The organism is Micromonospora deserti (assembly GCF_003236335.1).
GTDB classification, from domain to species: domain Bacteria; phylum Actinomycetota; class Actinomycetes; order Mycobacteriales; family Micromonosporaceae; genus Micromonospora; species Micromonospora deserti.
Window position 1 is genome coordinate 1 of sequence record NZ_POUB01000388.1, and the last position, 4,279, is coordinate 4,279.

General features: G+C 69.6%; 4 protein-coding genes. 2 read left to right on the top strand and 2 right to left on the bottom strand.

Translation table 11 applies throughout. The features are described 5' to 3' along the window. Positions 1–132, top strand: a 132-nt coding sequence (locus C1I99_RS35070; protein WP_199562439.1) for an aromatic amino acid lyase, incomplete at its 5' end; no start/stop codon positions are given. On the opposite strand, the gene ctaD is transcribed toward C1I99_RS35070, so the two are convergent. After that, the gene (gene ctaD, locus C1I99_RS29795; RefSeq protein ID WP_111137507.1) at positions 129–1,874 is read right to left on the bottom strand and encodes an aa3-type cytochrome oxidase subunit I; all 1,746 of its coding nucleotides are present in this window, start codon (positions 1,872–1,874) and stop codon (positions 129–131) included. The genes C1I99_RS35070 and ctaD overlap by 4 nt on opposite strands. A gap of 202 nt (positions 1,875–2,076) precedes the next feature. Further along, positions 2,077–3,183, bottom strand: a complete 1,107-nt coding sequence (locus C1I99_RS29800; protein WP_111137508.1) for an FAD-dependent monooxygenase — start codon at positions 3,181–3,183, stop codon at positions 2,077–2,079. Between the two features lie 303 nt (positions 3,184–3,486). On the opposite strand from C1I99_RS29800, the gene C1I99_RS29805 reads away from it, so the two are divergent. Beyond that, the coding region (locus tag C1I99_RS29805; protein ID WP_111137509.1) for a GH12 family glycosyl hydrolase domain-containing protein at positions 3,487–4,279 on the top strand (793 nt) is incomplete at its 3' end.

The following is a 4,279-nucleotide window of genomic DNA, read 5'->3' on the forward strand; positions in this document are numbered from 1 at the left end:
GGCAACTTCCACGCAGAACCGGTGGCGATGGCCGCCGACAACCTGGCCCTGGTGTTGGCCGAGATCGGTTCGCTGTCGGAACGGCGCATCTTGTTTTTGCAAGCAGAAGACGGCATACGAGTGGAGCGCTAGTCTCGTGGGCTCGGAGATGTGTATAAGAGCCAGCCGTCGGACTCGCTGGTCAGCGGCTTGGCGCCGCCCTCCGGCGGGCCGGCCAGGGTCTGCCCCGCTGCCAGCTCCGGGAACTTCAGGTCGAACGCCGGCCGCTCGGAGCGGATCCGCGGCATCCGGTCGAAGTTGCGCAGCGGCGGCGGGCAGCTGGTGGCCCACTCCAGCGAGTTGCCGTAGCCCCAGGGGTCGTCGACCTCGACGACCGGGCCGGCCTTGTACGACTTCCAGCAGTTGTAGATGAACGGCAGCGTCGAGATACCGGTGATGAACGCGCCGACCGTGGAGATCATGTTCAACGTGGTGAAGCCGTCGGTGGGCAGGTAGTCGGCGTACCGGCGCGGCATGCCCTCGTTGCCCAGCCAGTGCTGCACCAGGAAGGTGGTGTGGAAGCCGATCATGGTGAGCCAGAAGTGCACCTTGGCGAGGCGCTCGTCGAGCATCCGGCCGAACATCTTCGGGTACCAGAAGTAGATGCCGGCGAACACGGCGAACACGATGGTGCCGAAGAGCACGTAGTGGAAGTGGGCCACCACGAAGTACGAGTCGGAGACGTGGAAGTCCAGCGGTGGGCTGGCCAGCAGCACGCCGGTGAGACCACCGAAAAGGAAGGTCACCAGGAAGCCGATCGAGAAGAGCATCGGCGACTCGAAGCTGATCTGGCCGCGCCACATGGTGCCGATCCAGTTGAAGAACTTCATGCCGGTCGGTACGGCGATCAGGAAGCTGAGGAAGCTGAAGAACGGCAGCAGCACCTGGCCGGTGGCGAACATGTGGTGCGCCCAGACGCTCATCGACAGCGCGGCGATGGCGACGGTAGCGGCGACCAGGCCCTTGTAGCCGAAGATCGGCTTGCGGGAGAAGACCGGGATGATCTCGCTGATGATGCCGAAGAACGGCAGCGCGACGATGTACACCTCGGGGTGGCCGAAGAACCAGAACAAATGCTGCCAGAGCATCGGCCCGCCGGTCGCCGGGTCGTAGACGTGGGCGCCGAGGATGCGGTCGGCGGCGAGCGCGAAGAGCGCCGCGGCCAGCAGCGGGAAGACCAGGATCACCAGGAGGCTGGTGACCAGGATGTTCCAGGTGAAGATCGGCATCCGGAACATGGTCATGCCGGGCGCCCGCAGGGTCAGCACCGTGGTGATCATGTTGACCGCGCCGAGGATGGTACCCAGACCGGAGATGGCCAGACCCATGATCCACATGTTGGCGCCGACACCCGGGGAGTGCTCCACGCTGCTCAACGGCGCGTACGCGAACCAGCCGAAGTCGGCGGCGCCGCCCGGCGTGATGAACCCGAGGGTCGCCATCGTCCCGCCGAACAGGTAGAGCCAGTAGGCGAAGCTGTTCAGCCGCGGGAAGGAGACGTCGGGGGCGCCGATCTGGATCGGCACGACGTAGTTGGCGAACGCGAACACGATCGGCGTCGCGAAGAACAACAGCATGATCGTGCCGTGCATGGTGAACAGCTGGTTGTACTGCTCGGGCGACAGGAACTGCAGCCCGGGCCGGGCCAGCTCGGCCCGCATGACCAGGGCCATCAGGCCGCCGATCATGAAGAACGCGAACGCGGTGACCATGTACATGATCCCGATCTGCTTCGCGTCCGTGGTACGCAGCAGCCGCGCGATGGCCGACCCCTTGACCGGCGCTCGGACCGGCCAGGGCCGGGTCACGACCGGCTTGGGTGCGACGGTGGTCACGAGTGGCCTCCGGTTCTGGGTTGTCCCGCTCGGCACGCGCTGTTGTCTGCGGGCCGTCATCCGCAAGGAGGATAGTCCCCGGCAGGTGGCAGCGCCGCGTGGGGTCGTCGGGTAGCCTGCGCCACCCGACCCGGCGGGCCGACGCCCGCGGGGCGCGCGGTCCGGCCCGGCGGCGCCGTCGGCCCGCCGGCCGGCGCCCGCCCTACAGCGGGCCGACCAGCAGCCGGTAGTGCTCGCCGAAGATCCGGCCGCCGCGCCCGCGCAGCAGCGGGTCGCGCAGCGCCGGCGGGACGTCCCGGGTCCGGTTGCGGTCCCGGGTCCGGTCCCGCACCCACCGGGTACGCGGGCGTCGGCGGCTCTCGTACGCGGTCAGCGCGGCCTCGACGCTGCCGGCGGCGGTGAGCGACTCGGCGAGCACCACGGCGTCCTCCAGGGCCATCGCCGCTCCCTGGGACAGGGTCGGGGCGGTGGCGTGCGCGGCGTCACCGACCAGCAGCACCCGTCCGCGCGACCAGCGGCCCAGCTCGACCTCGTCGGTCATCCCGACGTGCACCCCCTCCAGCGCGGCCAGCACCTCCGGCACCGGCCCGCCGTAGTCGCCGAAGAGTTCCCGCAGCCGGGCCACCGGGTCGGCCGGCGGCCGGGTGCCGGTCTCGTCGGCGTAGCAGTGCAGCCGGCCGGCGCCGATCGGCACCACCAGGAAGCCGGAGCGCTGGCCGAGCAGGGCGGTCCACTCGGTGACCCGGGGCCCGCCGCGCACCACGCTGCGGTAGACGACGTGCCCGGTGGGCCGGGGTGGGCCGCCGAGGGCGGCGAGTGTCCGGGTCGAGGAGCGTGGGCCGTCGGCGCCGATCACCAGGTCGTACTCGGTGGCGGTGCCGTCGACGAAGGTGACGCCGACGGAGGCGGGCAGCAGGTCGATGGTGCGGACCTCGGCGCCGTGCCGGACCGCGCCGCCGGCCCCGGTGAGCAGTACCCGGTGCAGTTCCGCCCGGGGCAGCGCCCGGCACTCGCCGACGCCGGCCCAGAGCGCGTCCAGGTCGACCTCGCAGAGCGGCGCCCCGGCGGCGTCGAGGAAGCGCTGCCGGTGGATGACCTGCCCGAGCGGGCGGACCGGGTCGTGCAGGTCGAGCCGGCGCAGCGCGCGGGCGGCGTTGCCGGGGAGGTAGAGGGCGGTCTCGGTGTTCTCGCCGGGAGGCAGCTTCTCGGTGACGTCCGGCCGGAAACCCACCATCCGCAGCGCCCGGGCCACGGCCAGACCGGCGATGCCCGCGCCGACGATGAGGATGCGCAGGGGGGAGCCACGCATGGTGCTGTACGCCTCCGGAGGGGTTCGGCACGCGTTGGAGGCAAGACACTACTCGGTGCAATCGACGCACGCCAGAGTCGATCAGCCCCGGCCGACACACTCCTCGGGGTTCCACGCCGATCACTTGGAGGACCGGTCGCTGACCGCGCGTCGCGGGCGCGACAAACCTCACCTTTAACACTATTAACCCGGCACCATTGCGCGGCTGTTTCAAAGATGTAAATGTGTCGACGGGTTGTGGGAGCGCTCCCGGTGTCCTCTCATCCGACATGTCCGGCCTCCGTACGCAAGTCAAGGAGCATCATGAAACGTCCCCTCCGGGCCCTCGCGACGGCCGCCCTGCTGGCCGCCGGGTCAGTCGTCGCCGTGGCGGTCGGCGGCACCGCCGCCGCCGATACCCAGATCTGTGAGCAGTACGGCTCGACCGTCATCCAGGGCCGCTACGTGGTGCAGAACAACCGCTGGGGCACCAGCGCCCAGCAGTGCATCAACGTCACCGACACCGGCTTCGAGATCACCACCCAGAACGGCAGCAACCCGACCAACGGGGCGCCCACCGCGTACCCGTCGGTCTTCCTCGGCTGCCACTACACCAACTGCTCCCCCGGCACCAACCTGCCGATCCAGGTGAGCCAGATCAGCAGCGCCACCAGCAGCATCAACTACCGATACGTCAGCGGGGCCACCTACAACGCCTCGTACGACATCTGGCTGGACCCGACGCCGAAGCGGGACGGGGTGAACCAGATGGAGATCATGATCTGGCTCAACCGCCAGGGCCCGGTCCAGCCGATCGGCTCGCCGGTCGGCACCACCACGCTGGCCGGCCGCAGCTGGGAGGTGTGGCGGGGCAACAACGGCTCCAACAACGTCATCTCCTACGTGGCGCCGTCGCCGATCAGCAGCCTGAACTTCAGCGTGCTCGACTTCATCACCGACGTACGCAACCGCGGCGCGATCACCAACTCCTGGTACCTGACCAGCATCCAGGCCGGCTTCGAGCCGTGGCAGGGCGGCGTCGGGCTGGCGGTGACCAGCTTCTCGGCCGAGGTGAACGGCGGCGGTAACCCGACGACGCCCCCGCCCACCACCACTC

Bases quoted from the DNA above. Each gene is read 5' to 3' on its own strand.
- C1I99_RS29800 (WP_111137508.1), bottom strand. From the start codon at position 3,183: ATGCGTGGCTCCCCCCTGCGCATCCTCATCGTCGGCGCGGGCATCGCC.